The 26,917-nt window shown below is 63.1% G+C and carries 26 protein-coding genes and 1 tRNA gene; 13 read left to right on the plus strand and 14 right to left on the minus strand.

What is annotated here, in order from left to right; all coding sequences use genetic code 11:
• The first annotated feature begins 4 nt into the window (after positions 1 to 4).
• Both rplA and QPW08_RS03765 read left to right on the plus strand, forming a co-directional pair.
• The gene (rplA, locus tag QPW08_RS03760) at positions 5 to 703 is read left to right on the plus strand and encodes a 50S ribosomal protein L1 (RefSeq protein WP_284124411.1); all 699 of its coding nucleotides are present in this window, start codon (positions 5 to 7) and stop codon (positions 701 to 703) included.
• Between the two features lie 106 nt (positions 704 to 809).
• A complete protein-coding gene (locus tag QPW08_RS03765) occupies positions 810 to 1,382 on the plus strand; it encodes a hypothetical protein (protein WP_284124412.1) in 573 nt (190 codons plus the stop codon).
• Here QPW08_RS03765 and QPW08_RS03770 read toward each other — a convergent pair.
• The 5 genes from QPW08_RS03770 to QPW08_RS03790 form a co-directional block, all read right to left on the minus strand.
• Positions 1,379 to 2,290, minus strand: coding sequence for a GNAT family N-acetyltransferase (locus tag QPW08_RS03770; RefSeq protein ID WP_284124413.1), 912 nt, complete (start codon positions 2,288 to 2,290; stop codon positions 1,379 to 1,381). The genes QPW08_RS03765 and QPW08_RS03770 overlap by 4 nt on opposite strands.
• A 7-nt stretch (positions 2,291 to 2,297) precedes the next feature.
• Positions 2,298 to 3,281 carry a polysaccharide deacetylase family protein gene (locus tag QPW08_RS03775; protein ID WP_284124414.1) on the minus strand — a complete coding sequence of 328 codons (984 nt, stop codon included), beginning with the start codon at positions 3,279 to 3,281 and terminating at the stop codon, positions 2,298 to 2,300.
• A 111-nt stretch (positions 3,282 to 3,392) separates the two neighbouring features.
• Positions 3,393 to 6,347 carry a DUF2339 domain-containing protein gene (locus QPW08_RS03780; RefSeq protein ID WP_284124415.1) on the minus strand — a complete coding sequence of 985 codons (2,955 nt, stop codon included), beginning with the start codon at positions 6,345 to 6,347 and terminating at the stop codon, positions 3,393 to 3,395.
• A gap of 3 nt (positions 6,348 to 6,350) precedes the next feature.
• On the minus strand, positions 6,351 to 7,124 hold the full coding sequence (locus QPW08_RS03785; RefSeq protein ID WP_284124416.1) for a competence/damage-inducible protein A: 774 nt from the start codon (positions 7,122 to 7,124) through the stop codon (positions 6,351 to 6,353).
• Between the two features lie 32 nt (positions 7,125 to 7,156).
• The gene (locus tag QPW08_RS03790) at positions 7,157 to 8,665 is read right to left on the minus strand and encodes a flavin-containing monooxygenase (protein ID WP_284124417.1); all 1,509 of its coding nucleotides are present in this window, start codon (positions 8,663 to 8,665) and stop codon (positions 7,157 to 7,159) included.
• Between the two features lie 176 nt (positions 8,666 to 8,841).
• Between QPW08_RS03790 and QPW08_RS03795 the strand changes: the two genes are divergently transcribed.
• Positions 8,842 to 10,800 carry a TonB-dependent receptor plug domain-containing protein gene (locus QPW08_RS03795; protein WP_284124418.1) on the plus strand — a complete coding sequence of 653 codons (1,959 nt, stop codon included), beginning with the start codon at positions 8,842 to 8,844 and terminating at the stop codon, positions 10,798 to 10,800.
• Between the two features lie 48 nt (positions 10,801 to 10,848).
• Entirely contained in the window at positions 10,849 to 14,061 is a 3,213-nt protein-coding gene (locus QPW08_RS03800; RefSeq protein ID WP_284124419.1) for a bifunctional cytochrome P450/NADPH--P450 reductase, read from the plus strand.
• 200 nt (positions 14,062 to 14,261) lie between these two features.
• Here QPW08_RS03800 and QPW08_RS03805 read toward each other — a convergent pair.
• A tRNA-Ser gene (locus QPW08_RS03805) sits at positions 14,262 to 14,353 on the minus strand.
• Between the two features lie 248 nt (positions 14,354 to 14,601).
• Here QPW08_RS03805 and QPW08_RS03810 point away from each other — a divergent pair.
• From QPW08_RS03810 to QPW08_RS03820, 3 genes are all read left to right on the plus strand, one after another.
• A complete protein-coding gene (locus QPW08_RS03810; protein ID WP_284124420.1) occupies positions 14,602 to 15,444 on the plus strand; it encodes a DUF1134 domain-containing protein in 843 nt (280 codons plus the stop codon).
• Between the two features lie 102 nt (positions 15,445 to 15,546).
• Positions 15,547 to 16,728 (plus strand): amino acid aminotransferase, encoded by a 1,182-nt coding sequence (locus QPW08_RS03815; RefSeq protein WP_284124421.1) that lies wholly within the window; start codon positions 15,547 to 15,549, stop codon positions 16,726 to 16,728.
• A 6-nt stretch (positions 16,729 to 16,734) separates the two neighbouring features.
• Positions 16,735 to 17,277 carry a GNAT family N-acetyltransferase gene (locus QPW08_RS03820; protein ID WP_284124422.1) on the plus strand — a complete coding sequence of 181 codons (543 nt, stop codon included), beginning with the start codon at positions 16,735 to 16,737 and terminating at the stop codon, positions 17,275 to 17,277.
• A gap of 358 nt (positions 17,278 to 17,635) precedes the next feature.
• On the opposite strand, the gene QPW08_RS03825 is transcribed toward QPW08_RS03820, so the two are convergent.
• The 6 genes from QPW08_RS03825 to QPW08_RS03850 are packed head-to-tail and all read right to left on the minus strand — an operon-like array spanning position 17,636 to position 21,490.
• Positions 17,636 to 18,253 carry a riboflavin synthase gene (locus QPW08_RS03825; RefSeq protein WP_284124423.1) on the minus strand — a complete coding sequence of 206 codons (618 nt, stop codon included), beginning with the start codon at positions 18,251 to 18,253 and terminating at the stop codon, positions 17,636 to 17,638.
• Positions 18,254 to 19,210 (minus strand): bifunctional diaminohydroxyphosphoribosylaminopyrimidine deaminase/5-amino-6-(5-phosphoribosylamino)uracil reductase RibD, encoded by a 957-nt coding sequence (ribD, locus tag QPW08_RS03830; protein WP_284124424.1) that lies wholly within the window; start codon positions 19,208 to 19,210, stop codon positions 18,254 to 18,256. It abuts the gene before it with no gap.
• Positions 19,211 to 19,232: 22 nt separating this feature from the next.
• Positions 19,233 to 19,679, minus strand: a complete 447-nt coding sequence (locus QPW08_RS03835) for a hypothetical protein (RefSeq protein ID WP_284124425.1) — start codon at positions 19,677 to 19,679, stop codon at positions 19,233 to 19,235.
• 55 nt (positions 19,680 to 19,734) lie between these two features.
• Positions 19,735 to 20,457, minus strand: a complete 723-nt coding sequence (locus QPW08_RS03840) for a M48 family metallopeptidase (protein WP_284124426.1) — start codon at positions 20,455 to 20,457, stop codon at positions 19,735 to 19,737.
• Positions 20,454 to 20,897 carry a YcgN family cysteine cluster protein gene (locus QPW08_RS03845; RefSeq protein ID WP_284124427.1) on the minus strand — a complete coding sequence of 148 codons (444 nt, stop codon included), beginning with the start codon at positions 20,895 to 20,897 and terminating at the stop codon, positions 20,454 to 20,456. Before QPW08_RS03845 ends, QPW08_RS03840 begins: the two co-directional genes overlap by 4 nt.
• On the minus strand, positions 20,885 to 21,490 hold the full coding sequence (locus QPW08_RS03850; protein WP_284124428.1) for an SCO family protein: 606 nt from the start codon (positions 21,488 to 21,490) through the stop codon (positions 20,885 to 20,887). The genes QPW08_RS03845 and QPW08_RS03850 overlap by 13 nt, the downstream gene beginning before the upstream one ends.
• 100 nt (positions 21,491 to 21,590) lie before the next feature.
• Between QPW08_RS03850 and QPW08_RS03855 the strand changes: the two genes are divergently transcribed.
• From QPW08_RS03855 to ssb, 5 genes are all read left to right on the plus strand, one after another.
• Positions 21,591 to 22,211 (plus strand): ankyrin repeat domain-containing protein, encoded by a 621-nt coding sequence (locus QPW08_RS03855; protein ID WP_284124429.1) that lies wholly within the window; start codon positions 21,591 to 21,593, stop codon positions 22,209 to 22,211.
• A gap of 4 nt (positions 22,212 to 22,215) precedes the next feature.
• Positions 22,216 to 22,878, plus strand: a complete 663-nt coding sequence (locus QPW08_RS03860; protein ID WP_284124430.1) for a COQ9 family protein — start codon at positions 22,216 to 22,218, stop codon at positions 22,876 to 22,878.
• A 55-nt stretch (positions 22,879 to 22,933) separates the two neighbouring features.
• Positions 22,934 to 23,173, plus strand: a complete 240-nt coding sequence (locus tag QPW08_RS03865) for a FeoA family protein (RefSeq protein ID WP_284124431.1) — start codon at positions 22,934 to 22,936, stop codon at positions 23,171 to 23,173.
• A gap of 7 nt (positions 23,174 to 23,180) precedes the next feature.
• Positions 23,181 to 25,019 (plus strand): ferrous iron transporter B, encoded by a 1,839-nt coding sequence (gene feoB, locus QPW08_RS03870; protein WP_284124432.1) that lies wholly within the window; start codon positions 23,181 to 23,183, stop codon positions 25,017 to 25,019.
• Between the two features lie 102 nt (positions 25,020 to 25,121).
• Entirely contained in the window at positions 25,122 to 25,646 is a 525-nt protein-coding gene (gene ssb, locus QPW08_RS03875; RefSeq protein WP_284124433.1) for a single-stranded DNA-binding protein, read from the plus strand.
• A gap of 25 nt (positions 25,647 to 25,671) precedes the next feature.
• Here the strand turns inward: ssb and QPW08_RS03880 are convergent, their stop codons facing one another.
• Positions 25,672 to 26,199: a YceD family protein gene (locus tag QPW08_RS03880; RefSeq protein WP_284124434.1), complete on the minus strand. Its 528-nt coding sequence runs from the start codon at positions 26,197 to 26,199 to the stop codon at positions 25,672 to 25,674.
• Positions 26,196 to 26,705 (minus strand): ubiquinol-cytochrome C chaperone family protein, encoded by a 510-nt coding sequence (locus QPW08_RS03885; protein WP_326521297.1) that lies wholly within the window; start codon positions 26,703 to 26,705, stop codon positions 26,196 to 26,198. Before QPW08_RS03885 ends, QPW08_RS03880 begins: the two co-directional genes overlap by 4 nt.
• On the opposite strand from QPW08_RS03885, the gene QPW08_RS03890 reads away from it, so the two are divergent.
• Positions 26,704 to 26,838: a hypothetical protein gene (locus QPW08_RS03890; RefSeq protein ID WP_284124436.1), complete on the plus strand. Its 135-nt coding sequence runs from the start codon at positions 26,704 to 26,706 to the stop codon at positions 26,836 to 26,838. The genes QPW08_RS03885 and QPW08_RS03890 overlap by 2 nt on opposite strands.
• Positions 26,839 to 26,917 lie beyond the last annotated feature (79 nt).

The raw sequence follows: 26,917 nt of genomic DNA on the forward strand, positions 1-26,917 counted from the left end.
GGACATGGCAACGCTTACCAAGAAGCAGAAGGCTGTCGCCGAGAAGGTCGACAACGAGAAGTTCTACAGTGTTGACGAAGCCCTGGCCGTGCTGCGCGAGTTCGGCTCGAAGAAGTTCGACGAGACTATCGAAGTCGCGATGAACCTGGGCGTCGACCCGCGTCACGCCGACCAGATGGTTCGCGGCATGGTTTCGCTGCCCAGCGGCACCGGCAAGGACATGAAAGTCGCAGTATTCGCCAAGGGCGACAACGCAGACAAGGCTCTCGCCGCTGGTGCCGACAAGGTCGGCGCGGAAGACCTGATGGAAGACATGCAGAACGGCAATCTCGATTATGACCGCGTGATCGCCACGCCGGACATGATGGGTGTCGTCGGTCGTCTCGGCAAGGTGCTGGGTCCTAAGGGCCTGATGCCGAACCCGAAGCTCGGCACTGTCACACCGAACGTGGAGCAGGCCGTCAAGGACGCCAAGGGCGGCCAGGTCGAATTCCGCGTCGAGAAGATGGGCATCATCCACTCGGGCATCGGCAAGATGAGCTTCAAGGACGAAGACCTGAAGAAGAACTTCAAGGCCTTCACCGACGCCATCGTCAAGGCCAAGCCGACGGGCGCCAAGGGCAAGTACGTCAAGAAGGTCTCGCTGACTTCCTCGATGGGTCCGGGCCTGAAGGTCGACCTCGGCGAAGTCGAGGGCGCCTAAGCGGACGAATCTTCTGCACGGCAAACCAAGGGGCCGGGGGTGCAAACCTCCGGCCCTTTTGCTTTCACGGAAACGCGCGCTAGGGTCGCGGACTGGGAGGGCAAGGATGGACCGATCGACACTCGGCGGATGCGGGATGATGTTTGCATTCCTCCTGCTCGGCATGGGGTTATGGGAGCTGCTGGTGGATGGCTCCGGCGAGGGATGGGACGCGCTGATTGCCGGTGCCTTCTTCCTTGTCACCGGTTTCTTCGTCGCATCATGGGATGTGTGGGGTGGTGACAGTAGTAGCGGTGTGATCGACCCGGTCGAAGTCGAGGGCAATCTGGGCGAAATCAATGCCCGCGAAAAAGCCGAAGCAGAAGCTGCGGCACTTGCCGCATCGCCACCGCCCCAAGCCAGGGCAGAGAAGCGCTTCACTATTCACCAGACCGGTGACGATACCGCTGTCGACGAAGCTGCGAACATACTGGCCGGTGTAAAACAGATCACTTCGATTCATGCAGAATCGGGCCGTTGGTACTCGGTTCCCGACGGCGATGACCTGCCCGAATGGAACGCTTTGCGAATCTATTGCGAGGTCGAGGATCTCGATGCGTTCATGGATGAGATGCGGGCGCTGCTGAGGGCCCGAATGTCATCCAGCGACTATAACGAGTTGACGATCGCGCACTATTAGGCGCGCAGCAGCTTGCGCGCTTGCGCCAGCGCCCCACTTTTCGCAGCAATGGTGCGGGCCGCTGCAACCGATGTGTCGAAAGCCGCCAGCGAACCGAGCAGCAGCCGGTTGGCGACATCGCCTTTGAGCAGCAGGAACGAAGCACAATCGACGCTGTCGGTACCGAACATAGCCTTGTGCGCGCCTTCGCCTTCGGTGAAGTCGAAGTAGCGATAGCACTGCTCGGCAAACAGCCGGTCGAGCGCCTCCATGTGCAGCACCGTGCCGGGCGAAAGTCTCGCCCAGTCGGGGTGGTAGCCCAAGTGCGCGTAGACCAGTGTTGGGCCTGCAACCGGCAGTGCGAGATATGCGATGGCTTTGCCGGCCGCATGGAGGAGGAAACAGCGTATCTGCCCTGCCTCGGCCCTTTCCAGCATTGCCTGTCGGCTACCTTTGTCGTCAGGAAGCCCCGCATCGAGCAGCCGTGCCTGGTAAGTCTGCGCGGACAGAGGCAAGGCGTGGGCGAGGAAGGCCTCGACTTCTGCCGGAGTGCGATGTTCAGTAATGGCGTAACTGTTGCCCGCTTCCTTCGCCAGCTTGCGCTGTTTTCGGCGCAGGGTCGAACGGGTCTTGCCCGAAAAGCGTGCGAGATAGTCTTCGTAGCTGCAGGACATGTCGATGTAGAACCGGCGATAGTCCTGCCTCCCCCCCATGATGTAGCCGGGGTAGGTATTGGCAACGGCATCGACGAGACTTGTCGGTGCGGAAAGCACGCGATAGCCGTCATGCTCATCCATCGGCTCAGCTTGCGGAATGCAACCAGCCAAGGCCTGTTCGAGCGAGAACGCCAGCGGAGTCAGGTGACGTGGCACCGACAGCAGGCGACGCGAACCGAGGGTGAAGTGGATAGAGGTTGTTTGCGCTGTCATTCTGAGCTCACAACGCCCCGTAAAGCGTGTTGGAGACTAGCTGTTCGGCTACCCGCATTCCCGTACGGATCGGGCTGGCGGGCAGCGGTTCAAAAAACCCACCTTCGGCAATTCGGCCGTGCAGCGGGGGTGTAGCTTGGTAGTTTCCGGTCCGCACTCCGCGCATCGCAGCCAGGTCGCGACATAGCCCCTCGAAACGGTGCCGCACGACCTTGTTTATCGCCAGGCTGCGACGGTTGATGAGCTCGAAACTATGGGAGACGAGCGTGAAGCTGTTGGCCTCCGCATCGCGGGCGTGGCGGATAGCGGCGCGCATTTCCGCAAGCGAAAGCGCAGTAATCTGGGCATGGCGCAAACCGCCTCCCAGCGCGGCTATGCAGCCGACCGGAACTTCGATCACACCCTTGTGCAGCAGTGTTGCACGGTCATTTTCACCAAGTGAGATCTCGCAATCGCCGCTGCCGACAAGCGCGGGACAATGGCTGGTATCATAGCGCAGGCCGATTGCCGCGAGGGCGCGCAGCGTGTCATCGTTGGCCCCATAATTGCCGGCGCGGAAGGCCACTGGCCTGGGCGCGCCTGCGGCCACCAACATGTCGCGCGCATATTCAAGCAGCGTGCATTGTTCGTCGAAGCGGAAATCCTTGATGTTGCGCCCGGTGCGGTTCTTGATCACCGCGCGCTGCCCGGCGATTTCTAGCCATTCGGTGTGGCAATGCAGCTGCACGTCCTGCCCGGCTTCGAGGATCGGACCCACGATATCTTCAATGGCGGCGACGCCCCATACCATTGCTGGCATCGGATCGACGAAGAACACTGCGTTGATTCCATGGCGAGCAAAGACATCGAGCTTGTGCGTAATCCCGGCCGGGCCCTCCGGGGTAATACAGGCGATCGACCGGGCGAAATTCTCCTCCCGGTCGGCTTTGCCAGATCCGGTCATAAGGCCCGAAGAATACTCGGTATCGATCGTCAGGTAGACGGTAGTCATAGCTGCTATCAGCCCCGGCCGGGCTTCACACCTCCGCTGCAATTGTCGCAGCGGAGTAGCATCGGGGGGTTAAGACCGGGTTTGTGGTATCGGCCCATGTGCCAATGCGGGTCAGGCGCGGGCGGAGCCCTTAAGCAGGCGGGTGTAGAACCACCCCAGCCCAATCAGGCTGGCACCGGCCGCAGCAAAGGACGCGATCCGCAATAGCCCCTCCAGCCCCGAGGCATCGACGAGGAAGACCTTCATGACTGCTGCCAGCATGATGACCAGCGACCCAATCCGCCAGCTGCGCTGCTGTAGTCGCGCTCCAAGCCACAGGAACACCAGCGCCATGACGATCCCAACCAGCGAACGCAGCAGGTCTTCGGTCTGGCTCAGCGGGACATCGAACGGCGTCGTGCCGCCGAACGTCTGTCGGAGCAGCGCCAGCGCCCCGAGTGTTGCAAAGAACATGATCGCCCCGTCGACAGCTGGCCTTGCGAGCTCCGGCAACCAGCGGCGTAGCAGCAGGCAGGCCGTGATGGCGACTGCGTAACCGGCGAGAAACAGGTTCGCGACGGGGGTCGAACCCACGGCCTGGTCGGCAGTCATGGGGTTGTGCCACCACAGCGAATAGAGCGCAAAATGCCCCAGCGCTGCCAGAGCCAGGGCGATGGCGACCTTGGTGTTTGCGCCCAGTCGAGGCACGCCGTTGGCGGCGATCCATGCCGCCGCCACCAGTGCTGCTTCCCAGACGGTTCGCTCGGCCATGCCAAGGCTCGTGAATTCGGTCATGGTGGCGATACCGAACAGCTGGCGATACAGCATGTGCAGCACGACCAACCCGATCGGCAGCGCGAACCATTGTGTCGGCAGTGCGACCCGGTTCTGCTCTACTGGTGCATAGCGGATCGATCCGAGTGCCAGCGCGGCCGGCATGATGCGCAGAGCCAGCTGGCGCAGATCGGGCAGGCTAAAGGTCAGGATCGGATCGCCGATCAACGAATTGAGTGCGGCTTCCAGCCAGATGCCGAGCGGGTAGACCGCCCACAGGAATGCGATTGCTGTCCATGTGGCATAGGCTCCGGCGCGCTCGCGCTGCACGAAATGCAGGACAATGGCGGCGAGGGCTGCCGTCCAGGCCAACGCATCGGCCGGGATCGCCTGTGCCGCCAGCCCGTAGGTGAACAGCGCTGCCCCGATCTCCGCCACCCGCCGTGACTGGACCGATTTTTCCAGCAAGCAAAGCGCCAGCAAGGGCAGGCTCACCGCGGCCCAGCGCAACAGCGCATGCAACAATCCGGGCTGTTCGCGTTCCATGGCCAGCCGTTCGGCCTCGATGGCGAAGCCCGACGTCGCCATCAGCGCGACGAGGGTGGCCGCAGCGCCGATCCACAGCAGGATATGCAGCGGCTGCTCGCGCCGGTTGTGGGCGAGATAGCAGGGTGCAGCCAGCGCTGCGGCAGCCACCAGCGGGGCGCTCCAGCCCGGCGTCACCATCAGCCCGGCAGCGAACAGCAGCGCGCTGGCAATCCCGGTAAAGCCCGCGAACAGCGCGCTACTGTCGCGCCGCGCGACGAGGAAAGCGGCGCAGGCAGGCAGTGCCGCCAGCGCCAGCGTGGCGGCCGCAAGGCCGGTTTCGACCAGGTCCTGTTCAAACGCGCCGAAAGTACCATAGGCGGCAGCGGCAAGGGCCACCGGCACCAGTACCACCATGCCCCATTCGATTACGCCGTCCCTACCGCGCTGTACCAGCGCCAGCGGGACGCCTGCGAAGACCAGCGCCAGCCCGGCTCCCACCAGCGTATAGTGCACAGGATCGGGGGCCGGCCAGAAGGCGAACAGCAGCACGCCGATCAGCGCGGCGACGGGGGCGGCGATCCGCATGTCCTCGCGCTGCCAGCCGAACCAGGCGATGGTTGCGCCCAGCAGCAGGTAGAGGCCCCAGGCCAGCGGTTCGTGCCCGGCCTGGTTGACAAGGATCGCCAGCTGGAGGCTCGCCACGAAGGCTCCTGCCGCGCGCAGCGGCCTGGTGAACCTGTCATGCTCGACCAGCGCTGGAAGGACTGTGCCGAGGACGATGAAGTATATGCCGAGTGCGAGGACTTCCGAGAAACCGAAGTCGCCCGAGAACACAAGGATCGCACCCCAGCCCAGGCCTCCCACCAGGGCAGCGATGCCCAGCCACGCCCGACCCTGCTGCTTGCCGGTGAAGCATAGCCCGCCGGTGACCAGGCCGAGATAGAGCGCCAGCACCGGCAAGTTGGCTTCCTCGCCCCCGACCAGCATCGGTGCGGCAAAGCCGCCCACCAGACCCAGCACTGCGCTCGGCAGGCCGAACCGGAACGACAGCGCGATCGAAGATGCAGTGACTGCAGCAAGTCCCAGGAAGGCAGCTGCCTGCCCGATCAAGCCATATTGCGAACCGGCCAGGTAGAAAGCAGCATAAAGCGTGGCAATCCCGGCCCCCGCCAACGCTTGCCGCACGCGCTCGTCGGCAATGCGGTCTTCGTTGCGGTAAGCCAGTTCGGCGCCTGCCAGCAGTGCCGCCCCGAACAGGAACGACAGCAACACACGCACGGCAGGGGTCAGCAAACCCTGTTCGATCGAGTAGGCGACGGCGAACATGCCGGCGACGGCGAGCGTGATCCCGCCCAACCAGATCGGTAGGCGCCGCCCGAACAGGTCTTCGAAATCGAGCTTGGGCAGGCTGAAACCGGAATCCCGGCTTTCCTGCTCTTCCATGTCCCGCGATTGCGCAGGTGCTTCCGGGGCAGCGTAAGCCAGTGCCCGCTCAGGCTCGGTGGGTGGTTCTTCGAAAGGTGGTTCTTCTGTAGATGCGGTTTCGGCCTGGACAGGTTCTTCGGGGCGGGCCCGCTCAGGCTCAGTCTCCGGCTCGACGGGCGGCGTGGGAGCCACAGTGGGTTGCTGCTGGCTCGTTGGTTGTTCGGGTGGCTCCCGCAGCCAGTGCTCGATCTCTGCCAGCCGGTCCTCGCTCCTGCGCAGTCGTTGCCCCAGGACAAAGACAATGATCGGCAATCCGATCACATAAAACAGCAAGAGCAGGATGAGGAAGCCGAACTCCAAGCGTCAAATCCCGCCCGGGGTGAAGTCGTGCCCGGCTGTCGCCAGCGCATCGCATAGCGTATGGACGCAGCTCGCCAATTCTTCTGCGTCGGTAGAGCGGATTACAAAGTTCGCTCCGACCTTACCGTCGCGGAAGAACGGATAACTGCCGATCTGGCAGTTTTCGTGTGCCTGCTCGGTCTCGCGCAGAATATCGGCGACTTCGCTTTCCGCAGTCCAGCAGCCGATGGTCTCGTTCTTGAGCGGCATGCCGCCGTCAAGCGTGCCGGTCAGAGCGTCGAGCATACCGGCAGTGATATGCGGAACGCCTGCCATGAGGTGGAGGTTGCCAAACTTGATTCCCGGCGCGCCGGACATGCGGTTTGGGATCAACTCCGCGCCTTCCGGCACCCGTGCCATGCGCAACCGCGCTTCGGTCACTTCGATACCCTTGCTGGTGTAGTACCGTTCAAGGATGGCCCGCGCTTCTGGGTGGATCACCACGCCCACACCCAAGGCCTCAGCCACTGCATCGACGGTAATGTCGTCATGCGTCGGCCCAATCCCGCCGGTGGTGAAGAGGTAGTCATTTTCTACGCGCAATGCGTTTACCGCAGCGACGATCTTTTCGATCACATCGGGCACGACGCGGACTTCGGCCAGCCGGATGCCTTGCACCTGCAGCCAGCTCGCGACTTGCGCGATATTCTTGTCATGCGTGCGGCCGGACAGGATCTCGTCGCCGATCACGACAAGACCGGCGGTGTAGATTCGATCTGGATTCGCAGAGGTCGTCATACAGACTGCCTAAGCGAAGTCGGCAGGGGTTTCTACTCTGCTGCTTCCAGCACTTCATCCGGCTCCACGGCATTGGCCCCGGCGCGGCGGAAAGCGAGCAGGCCGTCGTCGACCGGGTCTTCGACCATTCGTTTGCGGTCGAGCACATATTCCTGGTTCAGGCGCCAGGGGTAAGCCACCGAGTTCTTCGGCATGATGTGCTTGCCACGCTGGATATAGCCGCTGGAGAAATCGAAGATGTCATCGTCCTCAATCGCGGCTTCATCGGCGGCGGTCAGCACCGGCTCCGCGATCTGCGTGCCGGTTGCCTTCATCCGGTTGAGCACGCGGCAGACATAATCGGAGTTGATATCCGCCCGCAGCGTCCAGCTGGCGTTGAGATAACCGAACACCACCGCCAGGTTGGGCAGGTTCGAGAACATGCAGCCCTTGTAGTAGTAACGCTGCGCGAAATCGACTTTCTGGCCATCGACCGAAACGTTGATCTTGCCGGCAACTGCCAGCTTTAGACCGGTCGCGGTGATGATGATGTCGGCTTCGATTGTCTCGCCGTTTTCGAGCTCGATCCCGCCTTCCACGAAGCGGGAAATCCGACCCGTCTTAACGCTCGCCTTACCGGACTTCATGGCGTTGAACAGGTCGTCATCCGGCACCAGGCACAGGCGCTGGTCCCACGGGTCATACGGCGGGGTGAATGCTTCCTTGTCGTAATCCTTGCCGAGCGCCTTCTCGATCCGCTTGTAGAGGTTCTTCTTGACCTTCTCAGGCTTGTTGCGGGCCATCTTGAAGGCGATGTCCTGCATCTTGATGTTCTTCCAGCGAGTGATCTTGTAGGCCAGTTCCTCAGGCAACACCTTGCGCAGGAAATTGGCCAGCGCATCCTTCGCCGGGCGGCTGAACATCCACGTCGGCGTGCGCTGCAGCATGGTGACATGAGCGGCCTTGGCCGCCATTGACGGGACGATGGTGACTGCGGTCGCGCCGGAGCCGATCACCACGACCTTCTTGCCGGCGTAATCCAGGTCTTCCGGCCAGAACTGCGGATGGATCACCTGGCCCTTGAAATCGCCGTATTCAAAGCCGGCATCATAGGGCTCGTCGTAATCGTAGTAGCCCGAGCCGAGATAGAGAAAATTGGCTGTCAGGCGCTTTTGCTCGCCGTCCTTCAGCTGGACGGTGACGTTCCAGCGTGCAGTCGAGCGGTCGAAATCGGCCGAGAGGACACGATGGCCGGTGCGGATGTGCTCGCGAATGCCGCGCTCGTCGACGATGCGGTTGAGGTATTCGAGGATCGACGGCGCATCGGCGATCGACTTCTCGTGCTTCCACGGTTCGAACACGAAGCCAAGCGTGTGCATGTCGCTATCGGAACGGATGCCGGGATAGCGGAACAGGTCCCATGTGCCGCCGAGGTTGTCGCGCATCTCGACGATGGCGTAGCTGTGATCGGGGCAATGCATTTCCATATGCGCGGCCATACCGATGCCGGAAATGCCGGCGCCGACGATCAACACGTCGAAATCGGTCTGCATGTCGCTCATTATTTAGGTCCTCTCCTGCAACTGATCGCAGATAAGCACAGTTGGAACGGATTGGCGAGTCCCGCGCTTCCATCCCAACGTGGCTGCTGACGCCGCGCGATTGACTCGCTAGGGCCTTCCGCATGTTTGTTTTCCGATCGCTTCCGCTTCTCGCTCTTACACTGGCCGCACCTGTCATGGCGCAGGAGGAGGAGGCCGAAGATGGAGAGGTGATCGTCGTGATCGGTGACGGTCTGGCCGACACGCCGGCCGAGCCCGCCTATTCCAGCCTCGAGCTGGACCGCGAGCTGGTCGTCACGACGCCCTCGGGCCGGATTGAGGATGCGTTGGGGGCGGTAGCCGGATTCCAGCAGTTTCGCCGGTCCGACAGCCGCTCGTCCAACCCCAGCGCACAAGGGGTGACCTTGCGGGCTCTCGGCGGCAACGCCACCAGCCGCGCGCTGGTGACGCTTGACGGGGTGCCGATGCAGGACCCGTTCTTTGGCTATGTCCCGTTTGCCGCACTGGTGCCGGAGCAGGTCGGCAGTATCCGTGTGACGCGCGGCGGGGGATCGGGACCGTTCGGTGCAGGGGCATTGGCGGGGACCATCGCGCTGCAGAGTGCGGGCATCGATGCGCTGGGTCCCGTCACGGCATCAGCGCTGGTCAACGACCGCGGTGAGACTGAAATCAGCGGCGGCGCTGCGGTGCGGCTCGGCGAAGGCTTCGTAGTCGCCAGCGGCAGGTGGGATCGCGGGCAAGGATTCTACACCACGCCTGAAGCGGATCGGGTGCCAGCAACGGCTCGTGCTGCATTCGACAGCATCGCGGGACAGATCAGAGCCGTAACACCGCTCAGCGAAACGCTGGAGCTTCAGGCGCGCTTGCTCGCATTCGACGATCGCCGCACGTTCCGCTTCGACGGGGCCGACAGCTCCGCCAGCGGGCAGGATGCCAGCATCCGCGTGATTGCGCGCGGGGATTGGCAGGTCGATGCGCTGGCCTATATCCAGGCGCGCAACTTCACCAATATCGTGGTCAGCTCGACCCGGTTCGTGCCGGTGCTGGACCAGAGCAACACTCCGACGACCGGCCTCGGCGGTAAGCTGGAACTGCGCCCGCCAGTCGGCGATGCGCATACGCTGCGCTTCGGTCTCGACTATCGTCGGGCCAACGGGGAACTGCAGGAGCAGCCGTATAGCGCCTTCACCGGGCAGCTCAGGTCGCGTCGCCGTGCTGGCGGAGCGACCAGTGACTTCGGGATATTCCTGGAAGATGACTGGACACTGGGAAAATTGGTGCTGACCGGTGGCGTGCGGGCTGATCGAACCACCATCACCGGCGGTTTCTATCGCGAAGAGGATCCTTCGGGATTGGTCACAACCGACAATGTGTTCGCAGACCAGAAGGACTGGACCGTCACCTGGCGCGGCGGCGCGCTCTATCGGGCCGGTGACACACTGGCATTTCGAGCGGCAGCCTACAGTGGCCTGCGATTGCCGACGTTGAATGAACTGTACCGCCCGTTCGTGGTGTTCCCTGTGGTGACAGAGGCCAATGCGGAATTGCAGGTGGAGAAGCTCAAAGGCTTCGAAGCCGGCCTCGACTGGACCCCGGTCGAGGGCGTGGCCTTCTCGTTGACGGCCTTCGACAACCGGCTCGAGAACGCCATTGCCAACGTTACGCTCACGCCGGTCTTGCGCCAGCGGCAGAACCTGCCAGCCATCGATGCGCAGGGGGTGGAACTCGGTGCCCGAATTTCGCGCGGCAAGGTCAGCTTCGACGGGACGCTCGCCTATACCGATGCAACGGTCGATGGCACCGGCGCTTCCTTGGCGCTCGACGGCAAACGACCGCCGCAGACACCGCGTTGGGCAGCTGCAGCGACGGTGAGCTGGAAACCTTGGGACGGCGGGCTGGTCTCGCTGACGCTGCGGCATGTCGGCAAGCAATTCGAAAGCGACCAGGAGACAGACGTGCTGCCCGCTGCAACGACGCTCGGCGCCTATGCCCAGGTCCCGCTGTTCGACGGTATCGCGCTGGTACTGCGCGGAGAAAACCTGTTCGACGAGACCATTGTCACCCGCAATGCCGGCGGATCGATCGACCTTGGCGTGCCTCGGACCTTGTGGGGTGGGGTGCGCTACGGTTTCTAGTGCGCGCGCCATCTTTGCCTGAAGGCCAATCTCTGCCAGAAAGCCGTAATGGCCGCAGACACTTCGCTAGATAATATTCCCCAACCGCCCGGCGCGCCGATCATCGGCAATGCGCTGACCGTCGATGCCAGCCGCATGATCCAGTCGCTGATGGAACTGGCCGACGAATACGGACCGATCTTCAAGCTGGAGATGATGGGCAATACGCTCGTCTTCGTTTCCGGCGCGGACCTGGTGGCCGAAGTCTGCGACGAGAAGCGTTTCGACAAGACCGTGCGCGGGCCCTTGAAGCGGTTGCGCTCGATCGCGGGCGACGGCCTGTTCACCGGGGATACCGATGATCCCAACTGGGCCAAGGCGCACAATATCCTGCTGCCATCGTTCAGCCAGAAGGCGATGGGTAGCTACCTGCCGATCATGATCGACATCGCCCGGCAGCTGGTGCTCAAGTGGGAACGGCTCAACTCTGACGATGTCATCGATGTGCCCAAGGACATGGTGCGGCTGACGCTCGACACCATCGGTGTATGCGGCTTCGGCTATCGCTTCAATTCCTTCTACCGCGAGGACTTCCACCCCTTCATCGAAGCGCTCAACCGCACGCTCGACACCACGCAGAAGATGCGCGGCCTGCCTGGGGAAAAGCTGATGAAGGGCGAGCAGATCAAGCAGCTGAAGCGCGACGCGGATTACATGAACAATCTCGTCGACGAGATCATTCGCGAACGGCGTACGACCGGTGGCGACGGGCCGGAAGACTTGCTCGATTTCATGCTGTCGGGCCGCGATCCGCGCACCGGCGAGCGGCTGTCGGACGAGAACATCCGTTTCCAGATCAACACCTTCCTGATTGCCGGGCACGAGACAACGTCGGGCCTGCTGTCGTTCACGCTCTATTACCTGCTCAAGAACCGCGACGTGCTGAAGCGTGCCTATGCGGAGGTCGACGAGGTCCTGGGCCGCAATATCGACCAGCCACCAACGCTCTCGCAGATCGGGCGGCTGGGCTATGTCCGTGCCATTCTGTTCGAAGCATTGCGCTTGTGGCCGACGGCGCCGGCCCTCGGGCTTGCGCCGTACGAGGACGAAATGTTGGGGGGCAAGTACCCGATCCCGAAGGGCACCTTTACCACGGTACTGATCCCTTCGCTCCATCGTGATACGTCGATCTGGGGCGACGAACCGGACAAATTCAACCCGGATCACTTCTCGCCCGAAGCCGAGGCGGCGCGCCCGCCGCATGCTTACAAGCCGTTCGGCAACGGCCAGCGCGCCTGCATCGGCCGGCAATTCGCGATCCAGGAAGCGATCCTCGTGCTCGGCATGCTGCTGCAGCGCTTCGAGCTTTACGATCACACCGACTACCAGCTCGACATCAAGGAAACGCTGTCGATCAAGCCGGACGAATTCTTCATGCGCGTGCGACTGCGTGACGATGTGGTGCGCGGCGGCGCGGTGGTTGCGGATGAAGCCAGGCAGGAAGGGCCCGAGGAGCCGCGCGTGCCCAAACACGGGACGCCCTTGACGGTCCTGTTCGGTTCCAATCTTGGTTCCAGCGAGAGCTTTGCCCGCGAGCTGGCGCAGAAAGCCGAATTCAGCGGGTTCGATGTGACGCTGGCCGATTTGGACGACTTCGCTGGCAAGTTGCCCAGCGAAGGTGCGGTGGCGATCGCTTGCGCATCCTACAATGGCATGCCGCCCGATAATGCAGCCAGGTTCGTGGACTGGCTGGATGAAGCCGACCCTGCAGCCACCGATTTGAGCGATGTATCGTACCTGGTCCTGGGCTGCGGCAACAGCGATTGGGCCGCAACTTTCCAGGATGTCCCGCGCAAGATCGATGCCCGGCTGGAAGCGCTGGGTGCCAGACGTATCGTCGCGACTGAAGAACTGGATGCCCGCGGCGATGTCGATACCCAGTTCCATGACTGGCTCGATGCGTTGATGCCCAAGGTTGGCGAGGCCTTCGGGATCGACCTCGAGGCGCAGGCAGATGCTGTCGCTGAACCGCTTTATTCGGTCGAAGTTACGCGAAGCATCACCGCCAACACCGTTGCCGACCGGATCGGTGCGCGGGACGTCGAAGTCGTCGAAAGCCGCGAGCTCAAGGACATCACCAAGGACGATGGCCGCTCGACCCGGCATATCGAAGTGAAGCTGGCCGATGGCATGACCTACAAGCCCGGCGATCACCTGTGCGTGGTGCCTGTGAATGACAGCGCCGTGGTCGATCGCCTGCTCAAACGTTTTGGCCTCGACAGGGATACCTATGTCCGCATCGAGTCACGGAGCGATATGCGCGGGCCGTTCCCCAGTGGCAGCACTTTCTCGGTGCTCAACCTGGCCGAGACCGCCGGGGAGCTTCAGGCCGTCGCGACCCGCAAGGACATGGCCGTGTTGGCTCGGTATTCCGAATGCCCGGATTCGCGCGCGAAACTGCAGGCGCTTGCCGCGCCGCCGGCGGAGGACGGCAGCGACCTCTACACCTCCGAGGTTATGGCAAAGCGCAAATCCGTCCTCGATGTGCTTGAGGATTTTCCGGCCTGCGACCTGCCGCTGGCGGTGTTCCTCGAACTGATTCCGTTGCTGAGCCCGCGCTATTACTCGATTTCATCGGCGCCTGGTGCTCATCCGGGGTATTGCTCGATTACCGTCGGAGTCGTGCGTGGACCGGCGCTTTCAGGCAAGGGCGAGTACAAGGGTACCTGTTCGAATTATCTCGTGGGGTTGGAACCAGGCGAGCGCTTCAAGGCCGTCGTGCGCGAGCCGACCGCGCAGTTCCGCCTGCCGGATGATCCTGCCACCCCGATCATCATGGTCGGCCCCGGGACCGGGGTAGCCCCATTCCGGGGCTTCCTGCAGCAGCGCAATCTGATGGCGGGCAGCGGGGCTGAGCCAGGACCAGCCATGCTGTTCTTCGGCTGTCGCCACCCTGACCATGACTATCTCTACCGCGAGGAACTGGCGGGCTTTGCCGAGCGGGGCCTGGTCGATCTGCATGCAGCCTTTTCCCGGCACGACGGCTCAAAGACCTATGTCCAGGACCTCATCGCCCGGCAGGCTGACAAGGTATGGGACCTGATCGAACAGGGTGCCCGCATCTACATCTGCGGCGATGGTGCGCGCATGGAGCCGGATGTGCGCAAAGCCCTTGTCGCCATTTGTGCGGAGAAGCGCGGTATCAGCGAAGTCGACGCAGAAGCCTGGATCAGCGAGATGAAGGAGCAGGGGCGCTACCTGCTCGATGTCTGGGTGGGGTAACGGCCTCAAGCAGCGAAGCGGTAGGCCGAAAGAACACACCGCCTCAAGCAGCGAAGCGGTAGGCCGCTGATACCTCGGAGGGATTGTCCTTCGCTTTGCTCCGGACGTCTCCGGCGCTTTGCGCCTCCGGCTCTGAACCCGGAGGGTTCTTTCCGCTCCCCCTAACGCCACAAAAGCCCGCCTTTTCCGGCGAGCTTTTGTGGCGGAGACGGAGGGATTCGAACCCTCGATACCCCGATAGAGGTATGGCTCCTTAGCAGGGAGCTGGTTTCAGCCACTCACCCACGTCTCCGCATGTCGCTCATCCGGCGGGCCGGTTGCGAGCCGCGCGCTATAACGAGGCTCCTTGCTGCGGGCAAGCATAGACTCGCAGCGGTCGGGTCCCGTTGGCAATGGGCATTACTCGACTCGGTTCGCCGCGTTTTCGATTCGCTTCGTCGTTCGTTCATTGCCGGGCAAGCAGCGAAGGATTCTTCTGCCCGATGAGGGGCAGTATGTCCGCAACACAGCTCGGGACAGGACCCGGGGTAGGGATCGACCATGACGACACTGATGCGCACCATCCGCTCTACTTTCGCCGCCGTTGCCACCTGTGCGGCGCTGGCAGCAGCACCGCTGGCAGCACAGGCGGTCGAGACGATCGACCCCGACACCGCCATCGACGGCGACCTGGTTGAACAGCCGGGCGACCAGCCGGTCTATTCCGACGCCCCCGCGACAGGCGTCGCCAGCCCGGCCGGGCCGAGCATCGAATTCACGCCGACCCCGCCTGCCGACGCGCCTGCAGAGGCCGGCGTCGCCCCGAGCTGGTCCGATCCCGGGGTGGTAGAGAGCTGGACGGGCGAGTCGCTTGGCGAAGAAGCCGGCACGGATGTACCAGCCGCCCCGCAAGCCAGCGCCACGACCTATGGCGAAGACGACCTGATTGGTGCCGCTGAAGGGGTGTTCGGCAAAGGTGCTGAAGGCCTCGCCAAGATGATCCAGAAGCTGCTCAAGGAGCAAGGCGAACCCAATGCCTACATCGTCGGACGCGAAGCGGGCGGTGCCTTCATCGTCGGTGCGCGCTATGGCTCGGGCAAGCTCTACCACAAGGTCGAAGGCGAACGCCCGGTTTACTGGACCGGCCCGTCGATCGGCTTCGATGCCGGTGCCAACGCGGGCAATACCTTCGTGCTGGTCTACAACCTCTACGACACCGAGGAACTGTACGAGCGTTATCCGGCGGGCGAAGGGCAGGCCTATCTGATCGGCGGCCTCAACGCGAGCTACATGCGCAAGGGCGATGTGGTGCTGATCCCGATCCGGGTCGGCGCGGGGCTGCGGCTCGGCGTCAATGCCGGCTATATGAAGTTTTCCAAGAAGCAGCGTTGGCTTCCTTTCTAGGGGCTGCCCTTCTAGTCGCACGAGAACAACTACGGCCCGCAAAGGGTCACTCGATACGAATTCAGGTTGCGAGTGGGCCGCGCGCACGGCAATAGCGCGCACATGCTCGATGCACTCCAACCACAAGCTCCCGACGCGCTGCTGGCGCTGATCAAGCTCTATGCCGCTGATGACAGGACCGACAAGATCGACCTTGGCGTTGGCGTCTATCGCACCGATGACGGAGCGACGCCCGTGTTCAAGGCCATCAAGCTGGCCGAACAGAAGCTCGTCGATACACAGGATTCGAAGGGGTATCTCGGCCCTGAAGGCGACATGGGCTTCGTCAATGCGCTGATGCCCCTGATTTTCGGCAAGGATGCGACCATGGGTGGGCGCATCGAAGGGATGCAGACTCCCGGCGGGACCGGCGCGTGCCGCCTGGCTTTCGCACTGGCCAAGAAAGCTGGCGTTTCTCGCGTGCTGATGGGCGTGCCAAGCTGGCCCAACCATGCCCAGATCCTCGCCGATGTCGGGCTGGAAGCGGTGCCGTTCGAACACGCCAAACCCGATGGCCATGCCAACCTCGATGCCTTGCTGGGTGCGTTGCGGACCGGCCAGGCGGGTGATGCCGTGTTGATCCACGGCTGCTGCCACAACCCGACCGGGGTGGATTATTCCACCGATGACTGGGCCGCGATCGCCGAAGCGCTGGCGGATAGCCCGGTGCTCCCGATCATCGACACCGCCTATCACGGTTTGGGCTACGGACTGGAAGAAGACGTGGCCGGGATGCGCAAGGTGTTGCAGGCTGTGCCGGAAGCACTGGTCGCCTATAGCTGTGACAAGAATTTCGGCCTTTATCGCGATCGTGTCGGTGCATTCTATGTCAAGGCGAAGAGCGCCGACCAGCTCGATACCATCATCAGCAATGCTGCAGCGCTGGCGCGGGCCAACTGGTCGATGCCGCCCGATCACGGCGGCGCAGCGGTGCGGGTGGTGCTGCGTGACGAGTCGATGCGCAAGGTGTGGCTGGAAGAGCTGGAGAGCATGCGCAAGCGGCTTCGCTGGGTGCGTGAGCGGCTGGCGCAGGCCGACAACGAGGTAGCGGGCCTCAACCTGGCGCCCATGGGCCAGCAGAACGGCATGTTCGCCATGCTCCCGCTCAGCAAGGAACAGATCCAGTCGCTGCGCGATGAGCACGCGATCTACATGGCCGGTTCGGGCCGCATCAATGTGGCCGGACTGACCAAAGGCAATATCGACAAGTTCATTGGCGCACTGGCGGCGGTGACGGCGGGCTGACGGAGAATGGATCGCCAGCCGACTCTCGAGACCGAGCGGCTGGTTCTGCGGCCGCTGACCGAGGCAGACCGCGAGGCTGTCTTTGCGGTCGCGTCCGACCCGATGGTGTGGGAGCAGCATCCCATCCACGACCGCTGGCGGCGCGAGGTGTTCGACGCTTTCTTCGATGAAGGCCTGGCAAGCGGCGGAGCGCTCGCAGTGGTGCGCAAGGACGGCGACAAGGTTATCGGTTCGACGCGCTATGACAAGTACGATCCCGATGAGGGCGGGGTTGTCGAAATCGGCTGGACCTTCCTCGAGCGGGCCTGCTGGGGCAAGGGCATCAACCCGGAAATGAAGCGCGCCATGTTGGCGTATGCTTTCGAGCATGTGGCGCTGGTCGAGTTTCGCGTCGGCGATACCAACTACCGTTCGCGCAATGCGCTGGAGGCGATCGGCGCAGTGCGCACCGACCGCTACGAGCTGGGCCGCTACGACGGCAAGCGGGTGGTGCACCTTGTGTACGAGATAACCCGGGACAGCTTTGCCGAAGGGCCGCTTTGCGCCTGATCGCTTGACAGATGCTTGACGAAGTTGACACCGTGTCAAGTTTGAGAAACGGCAATTAATCGCAATAATTCATATATTTAGCTTGAAGTTGACAGGTCGAGGCAAAGGGGGAGGGCCCCCGCCCACCTGGCGTGTCTTTCACATGCAATGCTGAATGGTGATCGGCTCATCCCGCAGGGTGAAGCAAATTTCGCGCGTGTAGGAAAGCAAAAGCCCTCTCCCCTTGCGGGAGAGGGTTGGGAGAGGGGTCGGTAGCGCAGCTCCCGCCAGCACCATCACAGCCCCCTCTCAACTCCGACTAGGTCGCTGCGCGACCAAGTCTGCGTATCTCTCCCGCGAGGGGAGAGAGTTGGTGGAACTATCCCCGCAGGCTCTCCATCCGCTTGAGATAGCGCGCCAGCACGTCGATCTCGAGATTCACCTGTTCGCCGCCGGACAGCCGGCCCAGCGTCGTCACTTCCCAGGTATGCGGGATGATGTTGAGCGTGAAGCTGCACGATCCGTCGGCATTGTCGGTCACCTGGTTGACGGTCAGCGACACGCCATCGACGGTGATCGAGCCCTTGGGGGCGATGTAGGGAGCAAGCGCCCGTGGTGCGCGGATGGTGACGGTGTGCGATCCGCCGGTCTCGACTGCGCTATCGACTTCGCCGACCGCATCGACATGGCCGGTGACGATATGCCCGCCCAACTCGTCCCCCAGCCTGAGCGCGGTTTCGAGATTGAGTTTCGCCCCTGCTGCCCACATGCCGCCCGCGGTCTTGGAGACGCTCTCGCCCGAGACATCGACGGCAAACCATGCGTCGCCCGTCGAGCCGCCCCGATCGACCACCGTCATGCAGGCGCCCGAGCAGGCGATCGAGGCACCGATGGCAATGCTGTCGGGATCATAGGGGCACTGCACGCGGACATGCAGGTCGCCCTTCTGCTCGACGCTTTCGATGGTGCCGATGGCGGTGACGATACCGGTGAACATTCAGGCTCCTGTTTCTCGAACGCGCTCATAGGCTTCGTAGCAATCGCTGCCAAGCTGGCGGCGCTCGGCGAGCTTCCAGCGACCATGGGCGCTGGTCAAATCGGAGAGGCCGATATCGCCGAAGGCCCGCAAGCCGTCGCCGATAATGATGGGCGCGCGGTAAATGTCCAGCCGGTCGACAAGGTCTTCGGCGAGGAAAGCAGCGGCGACCTGCGCCCCGCCTTCGACATAGAGATATTGCGCAGTTTCCAGATCGGCGACCTGCGATGGCCGATTGATGATCCGGGCGCCTTCGAGCGGGACGCCGCGAGTGAGGACAATGCGTTCGGGCGAGCGATGCTCCAGTCCCGGAAGTCGCACATCGAGCCTCGGCTTGTCGGCGCGCCACGTGCCGCCGCCAACGAGGATGGCATCGCTCATCGCCCGGCGCGAATGGACATGCGCGCGAGATACCTCACCGGTGATCCATTGACTGGTACCGTCGGCCAGCGCGATGCAGCCATCGAGCGATACAGCGAGCTTGAGCGTGACGTGCGGGCGGCCCAATCGTTCGCGGGCGAGGAACCCGGCGAGGCTGGCGCGCGCTTCCGCACAAGGTAGCGTGTCAACGCGAATCCCGGCCTCACGCAGCCGCTCGGCGCCGGCACCGTTGGTTCGCAGGTCCGGATCGGTTTCCGCTATGACGACGCGGGCAGGCTTGGCGGCAACCAGCAGGTCGGCACAGGAGGGCCCGCGCGGGGACTCGTGGGCACAGGGCTCAAGCGTGACATAGGCGATTGCACCGCGCGCCTGCTCGCCAGCCTGCTCCAGCGCTACGGCCTCGGCATGGGGGCGGCCTCCAGCCCGCGTCCAACCGCGTCCGACGACAACGCCCTCTTTCAGGATAATGCAGCCGACCGCCGGATTGGGGCGCGCCAGCGGCCTCCCGCGCGCAGCCAGTCGCGCAGCATTCGCCATCCACCTTGCGTCCTGTAGGGCGTTAATTGCTGTCGGGTGCACCCGTATCGCCCGCTTGCTGTGCCTGTTGCTGTGCCGCTTCTTCCCGGGCGCGATCTTCTTCGATCTGCCGTTCCATGGCATCGACGTCGAGCCCGGTTGCGCGTCCAAGGGCGCGATAGGCATCCTTCTTGCGTTCTTCGATCTCGGCCCGCCGCGCAGCCAGTTCTTCCTTGAGCTTCTGGTTCTCGAGGTTGGAGGCCATGATCTCTTCGTCGGTCCGGCCCGGCTCGAAAGTGGTGATGTAGAACACTTCGGGCCGCTCCAGCGCGGCTTTTTCGCTCCTGACCCCGACGAATGCGAAGATCAGGACGATCGGGAACGCTGCCGAAACCAGCAGGATCGGGATACGATAGGGCTGTGGACGGCGGAATTCGTTCCAGAAATCCTGGATGCCGCTAGTGGGATTGAAGCGCGTAAGCATTCGCATGCGAACCAACATAGGGGGCCAGAGCAACCGGCGCCAGTGCTGACAGCCGCGCGCGCTAGCCGAAGGGTGCGTAGAGGCTGCGCCCGTGCTCTTTCAGCCAGCGGTCGGCTGCAGGAAGGTCGCCCTCGAACAACTGCCCCAACAAGCCGTGGAAGGCGGGCGAATGATCGAAATGGATCCGGTGCGCGGTCTCGTGCGCAGCGACTGAACGGCGAACAGGATCAGGCGCCATGACAAGCCGCCAGTTGATCCGCATCTGCCCGCTGGAGGAACAGCTGCCCCACCGCCGCCGCGCACTGCTGAGCGCGAGGGGAGGAGGAGCAAGGCCGGCCCGGTCGGAATAGAATGCCAGGTCACTTTGCAGCAATTCGCGCGCTTCCGCCTGCAACCAGCGTTTGAGTCGCGCCGGCAGGGTCTCTTCCGGCCCGCCGAGGCGGATTGTTGTTTCGTCTAGGCTGGGCTTGCGCGGTAGCGGTCGATCCCAGTGGATCCGCAGCTGGCGGCCTCGCCATGCCAGCGTGCCGCCCGGCTTGGGGGCTTGCTGCTGCGGGCGCTTATCGAGCTGTGTTTGCAGCCATTCGCGACGGCTGTTGGCGAAGTCGAGAGCTTCAATGGTGCGGCCCCATTTCGGCAAGGTGACCCGCACGCTCCTGCCATCGTCGGCCAGCCGCAGCACCATCCTGCGCGCTGTAGGGTGGCGACGGACGTCGAGTGGAAGTGTCACATTGTCGAGTGTGACGGACAGGTCGTCCGGGTCGCGGCGCAGCCAGTCGATCACGCGTCGCTCCAGTCGACGATGTGGTGCTCCAGCGGCCCGGCGCGGGTTTCGCTCACAACACGTCCCGCAACACCCGCGCCTTCGCGATGGACCGCGTCCGGATCGCCTGACATCAGGTAGTGCCATTCAGGCAAGGCACGACCGTCTGCGCGGCGGCGGTAGGCGCAGCTGTCGGGTAGCCAGGTGACATCTTCGACGATCTTCAGCGTCAGCCGCAGGCAATCGGGCACGAAGGTCTTGCGATTGGGATAGTCGGTGCAGCGCGCGGTTGCGATGTCGAGCAGCTTGCAGGCAACATTGGTGTCTTCGATCTCGCCGGTATCGGCATCTTCGATCTTGTGCAGGCAGCAGCGACCGCAACCGTCACATAACGCTTCCCACTCCGGCTCGCTGAGCTGGTCGAGTGGCAGCTCCCAGAAGCGATCCCTCAGCGCACCCACCCGGCCAGCTCCGCTGCGATGGCTTCGGGGCCCTTGTCCGCCGGCAGGATCCCGAGCGCTTCACCGTCCGGGCCGAACAGCGTGACAAAGGTCGAATGGACCATGTTGTAATTGCCGCTCTCGTCCGGCGCTTCCTTGGCTGCCGATGTGCCGAATTGTAGTGCGACCGACTCGATTTCTTCCTTGGATCCGGTCAGCCCGACAAAGCGCGGATGGAAGTTGTCGATGAATTGCGCCACCACCTCGGGGCTGTCGCGCTCCGGATCGATACTGATGAAGATCGGCGTAACCTTCGCCCCGAGTTCGGGGTGCTCGCGCTCGAAGATTTCCAGGCCCTGGGTCATCCGCAGGACATCGGTAGGGCAGATGGCCGGACAGGATGTGAAGCCAAAATAGACCATGCGATACTGGCCGTCGAAATCGGACCAGCTTACCGGCTTGCCGTCGGAGCCTGTCAGCGTGAACTCGCCGCCCACACTTGCGCCGCGCATGTCGACACCGTCGGCCGATGGGCCCGGGCCAGTGGGCGCGCCGTTGCAAGCGGCAAGCGTCAGGGCGAGGCCAAGGGCGAGGTGGCGGATCGGGGCAGGCATAAAAGCGGGAACCATGGCGAAAGTGTTCAGCCTCTGCTAACGGCGGCAAGTGAAAGGCGAGTCACTCGCCATCAATAGAATTTTATCGGAGTGTGCAACGGTGTCGCTGCCTGTTTTTCGCAAATCAGTCCTGGCTGCCGTGCTGTCGCTGGCGGCAGTTTCCGGGCCGCTGTCCGCGCAGGCGGGTCTCAATTCCGACAGTTACAACTTCCTCGAGGCTGTCCGCGACCGTGACGGCAGCAAGGTGACTTCGATCATCGATGAACCTGGCAGTACGCTGATCAACACGCGCGACTACGCCACGGGCGATACCGCTTTGCATATTGTTGCCGAGCGTCAGGACACGACCTGGATCAAGTTCCTGACGCAGAAGGGGGCCAACCCCAATATCGCCAACAAGAAGGGTGTCACACCGATCATGATCTCGGTCGGCTACGGGCATGTCGAAGGTGTCGAGGCACTGCTCGATGCCGGAGCGCGGCTGACCGACCAGAACGGCCTTGGCGAGACTCCGCTGATCCTCGCAACCCATCGCCGCGACATCGCCATGGTCCGGCTGCTGCTGGCAAAAGGGGCGGATCCCGACCGGACCGATAATTCCGGGCGCACTGCGCGCGATTATGTCAGGGCTATCGGCAGCAAGCGGCTGACCGCAGAATTCGACGAAGCCGATGCCAAGCGCGACGGGCAGTCCGGCCCGAGCTATGGCCCGGGTTTCTGAATCGATGATCGACAACGCTGAAGACCTGACGCTCGATGAGCTGCGGTTGGCAATGGCGCATGCGATTGCCGATGCCGCCGTGTTCGATGGCTGGAGCGATGACGCGCTGGTCATGGCGGCGGAAAGCGAAGGCGTGGATATCGACGTCGCGCGGCTGGCGTTCAAGGGCGGCCCGATGGCGATGATCGACGCCTGGATCGAAAGCGTCGACGTACAGATACAAGAGGAATGCCCGAAGGAGAAGCTCGCCGAACTCAAGATTCGCGAGCGCATCCGCACGCTGGTGCAGTTCCGGCTCGATGCGGTGGCGGGGCAGGAAGAGGCCGTGCGGCGCGCGATGGCGATCATGGCGATGCCGCAGAATGCCGCGCAGTCCCTGCGCATAGGCTGGCGCAGCGCCGACCTGATGTGGCGGCTCGCAGGCGATACGGCGACCGACTACAATCACTATACCAAGCGCACGATCCTCGCCGGGATCTACACCGCAACGCTGACGTGCTGGATGAATGATGAGAGCGAGGACAAGGCCGAAACCCGCGCCTTCCTCGACCGGCGGATCGAAGGCGTGATGAAGTTCGAAAAGGTCAAGGCGCGCTTGCTGAACCCGGAGCGCGAGACCTTCAGCGTGACGCGGTTCCTCGGCCGTCTTCGCTACCCGGCGAAGTAGCTTCCGCTATTGATAATCGGTTGCAATTAGCTGACTGCTCTGGCAGCGGGGCGGTATGACTTTGGAAGGCCTCGAGCCCGGCCACAGCGCCACCATTACCGCGATCGATTGGCCCAGCATTGCGCTGGAGGATGGCAAGCGCCTGCGTGCGCTCGGCTTCGATACAGGCGTGCAGGTGTCGGTCGCCCATCGCGGCGTATTCGGCGGTCGCGATCCGTTGGCGGTGACACTAGGGCGGATGACGATTGCCCTGCGCCGGGTCCATGCCGCCGCCATAGCGGTCGAACTGGATTGACCGGCATATGAGCACGCCTCGCACGATCGCCCTCGTCGGCAACCCCAATGCCGGGAAAAGCGCGTTGTTCAACAAGCTGACCGGCGCGCGGCAGAAGATTGCCAATTATCCGGGCGTAACGGTCGAGCGCAAGGCAGGGCGGATGGCGCTCGCCAGCGGCGAAGCGGTCGAGCTGCTCGACCTGCCCGGCAGCTATGCTTTCGATGCCGCCAGCCCCGATGAGGAAGTGACCCGAAAGGTCGTGTTCGGCGAGCAGGAAGGCCAGCGCCAGCCAGATGTGCTGGTGATCGTGATCGATGCCGCCAATCTCGAACAGCACCTGGTCTTCGCGCAGGAAGTGATTGCCCTCGGCCGCCCGACTGTGATTGCTCTCAACATGATCGACCTGGCTGAACGCGATGGGCTTACGCTCGATCCCGATGCCTTGTCTGAAGCGCTGGGTGTCCCGGTTGTCCCGACCGTGGCCGTGCGTAGCCGCGGGCTCGATGCGCTGGTCGATGCTGTCACTCAGGTCGGCAAGACCGACCCGGAACCGCGCCCGCATCTCGATCTCACCGAGCGGCGACTGGAGGCGCGGAACATCGCCAAGGCGGCGATCCTTTCCGTTTCGGCCCGCCACACCATCGAAAGCAATCTCGACAAGGTGTTGCTGAACCCGTGGCTGGGCCCGGTCATCCTGTTCGCGCTGCTGTTTGTGATCTTCCAGGCGGTGTTTGCCTGGGCCGATCCTTTCATCGGCTTGATCGAAGGGGCGACCGAATGGGTTTCTGCGCAGGTCGTCGCGGCAATGCCTGAAGGGTTCGTGCGCGATCTCATCACTGAAGGGTTGATCGCAGGCGTCGGATCCGTGGTCGTGTTCCTGCCGCAGATCGTGATCCTGTTCGCCTTTATCCTGGTCATGGAAGCGAGCGGTTACATGGCCCGTGCGGCGTTCCTGATGGACCGGCTGATGGCAGGCGTGGGCCTGTCGGGCCGCAGCTTCATCCCGCTGCTGTCGAGCTTCGCCTGCGCCATTCCCGGTATCATGGCCACGCGCTCTATCGCCGACCCAAAGGATCGCCTGACGACAATTCTCGTCGCGCCCATGATGACCTGTTCGGCACGCTTGCCGGTCTATGCGGTGATCATTGCTGCAGTCATTCCGCCGACCAGTGTCGGTTTCGGTATCGGCCTCCAGGGGCTGGTGCTGATGGGGCTCTATGTGGCCGGTATCCTCGGTGCACTGGTTGTAGCGCTGGTGCTGCGCCGGTCTGTGACCAAAGGCGATGCCTCCGGCTTCATCATGGAGCTGCCGCGGTACCAGCTGCCGCGGGTCAAGGACCTGCTGATCGGATTGTGGCAGCGCGCCTGGGTGTTCCTGCGCCGAGCAGGGACGATCATCTTTGCTGCGACGGTCATACTGTGGTTGTTGCTGACCTTCCCCAAGGCCGATCCGGGCGAGAGCCAGCTCGACGCCAGCTTCGCCGGGCAGATTGCCCATGCCATGCACCCCGCATTCGAGCCGATCGGTTTCAACCACGAAATGACGCTGGCGCTGGTCCCGGCCATGGCCGCGCGCGAAGTGGCCGTAGCCTCGCTTGCGACCACCTATGCCGTTGATGCCGATGATGACGAGGAAACCGAAAGCGCCTTGCGTGACCAGATCGCAGCACGCTGGAGCCTGCCGACAGCGCTGGCCTTCCTCGCGTGGTTCGTTTTCGCTCCGCAGTGCCTGTCGACCATCGCAGTCGCCCGGCGCGAAACCAACGGATGGAAATGGCCGGCGTTCATGCTCGCCTACCTGTTTGCGCTAGCCTATATCTTTGCCGGCGCGACCTATTGGCTGGCGCTGGCAGCAGGATTGTAGCCAAAACCGAGCCGACTGCTTGTGGATTGCCCGGCGTGGGGGTGGCGACTCACCCGGCGCTCCGATAAGCCCGTTCGACATTTCGACAAGGGAAGAGATTCGATGGCGGGTTCACTCAACAAGGTCATGCTGATCGGCAATCTGGGGCAGGACCCGGAGATCCGCAGCTTCCAGAATGGCGGCAAGGTTTGCAACCTGCGCATCGCCACCAGCGAGCAGTGGAAAGACCGCAACACCGGCGAACGGCAGGAGCGGACCGAGTGGCACACTGTGGCGATCTTTTCGGAAGGCCTCGTCAACGTCTGCGAGCGCTACCTGAAGAAAGGCAGCAAGGTCTATGTCGAAGGCCAGCTGCAGACCCGCAAGTGGCAGGACCAGCAGGGCAATGACCGCTATTCGACTGAAGTCGTGCTGCGCGGTTTCAACGGCACGCTGACCATGCTTGACGGCCCCGGTGGAGGCCAGGGCGGCGGCGGTGGCGGCAACTACGGTGGCGGCGGCCAACGTTCGGGTGGTTCGAACGGTGGAGATGGCGGCTGGAACCAGGGCGGTGGTGGCTCGGGTGGCGGTTCGGGCGGCGGTGGCGGCTCGAACTACGACGACCTCGACGACGATATTCCGTTCTGATCTTCCTCCCCACAATGGGGCGGAATTATCTTTTCAAAGCCTTGAGAGCATCGGCCAGCGGACCGCTCGGTTCGTCGTCATTGCTCAAACCGGCCTTTGTACGCGCAGCTTCGGCGTTCGGCCCCTCGGCATAGGGATCGATCGCCAGCGCAAGGGTTTGTGCCACAGCTTCGCCGAGGTCGAAGCTGTCGCCGTCATATTCGATTTCGTCGAGCTCTTCGTCATCAAGTTCGAATTCGATTTCCTCTTCCTCGTCCGAAACAGGTGCCGCTTCAGCGGGTACGAAGACGATATCGAGCGGTTCCTCGACATGCACCGGGAAGTCCTCGCCTGAGATCGCGCAGGCCTGCACGATTTCGGCGGTCAGCGTGCCGCCCGCTGACACACGCTCGCCATCGGGGTCTAGGCTGACTTCTGCGCGCAGGCTACCGATTGCGGAAATGCCGAATCGCTTGGCCAGCGCCGCGCGCTCGGTTTCATCGGCTTCCACGATCACGGGGTCGTGTTTGATCGCCTTCAGCTTGATGATGCGGCTGAGTTCGGGCGCGCTCACAGCATCAGCTCCGCATGCAGCAGCTGGTCATAGGTCAGCGCATCCAGCGCCTCAGCGAAGCGTCGCAGCCTGGGCGCGACGCAGGCAGTCGATCCACCTTCAACGAAGGTGACATTGCGCTCAATGGCAGCGACCAGTGCCGTGTCACCATCCTGCGCCAGTGCTTCGCGAAGCGCGCCGGTGCGGCCGCCCAGCGCGCTCACCAGCTTGCCAAGCTTCTTGCCAACAGTCGGGTCGCCAATTCCCGCCTCGCGCAATTGCCCATCCATATCGTCGACAAACAGTTCCGTGAGCCGAGCCGATGCAGCGACCGTTTCCGGGTCGCGCTCGACCCGCAGCATGGCGATGGCAAGCACGGTCGAAAGCATGTCGAAACGCCCTTCCAGCGTGTCGGCCACGCCGCAATCGGCATAGAGTTCGCGCGTGCGAGCGACCTTTACCAGCTGGTGCCATAGCGGGCGCAGGGCTTCCTTGGGATCGGTCGAGCGACCGAAAAGGCGTTGCATGAAGCTCATCTTCTGTATCTCGCTCCCCTGTGATCCGATGGGCGATCACGTGTTCATCGGCAATTCAAGCCGCTTTGCGCATCCGGCTCACGCACAGGCAAGGTCGGATGCGCCGTTGCAGTCCGGCGAGTGACGCCGTAAGGCTTGCCGCCGATATAGGGAATGATGCCCCGCAGGTTAAAGGGGCGCATTCGAAGAAGTACGCGAAGGAA

This window comes from Parerythrobacter aestuarii, assembly GCF_030140925.1.
GTDB classification, from domain to species: domain Bacteria; phylum Pseudomonadota; class Alphaproteobacteria; order Sphingomonadales; family Sphingomonadaceae; genus Parerythrobacter; species Parerythrobacter aestuarii.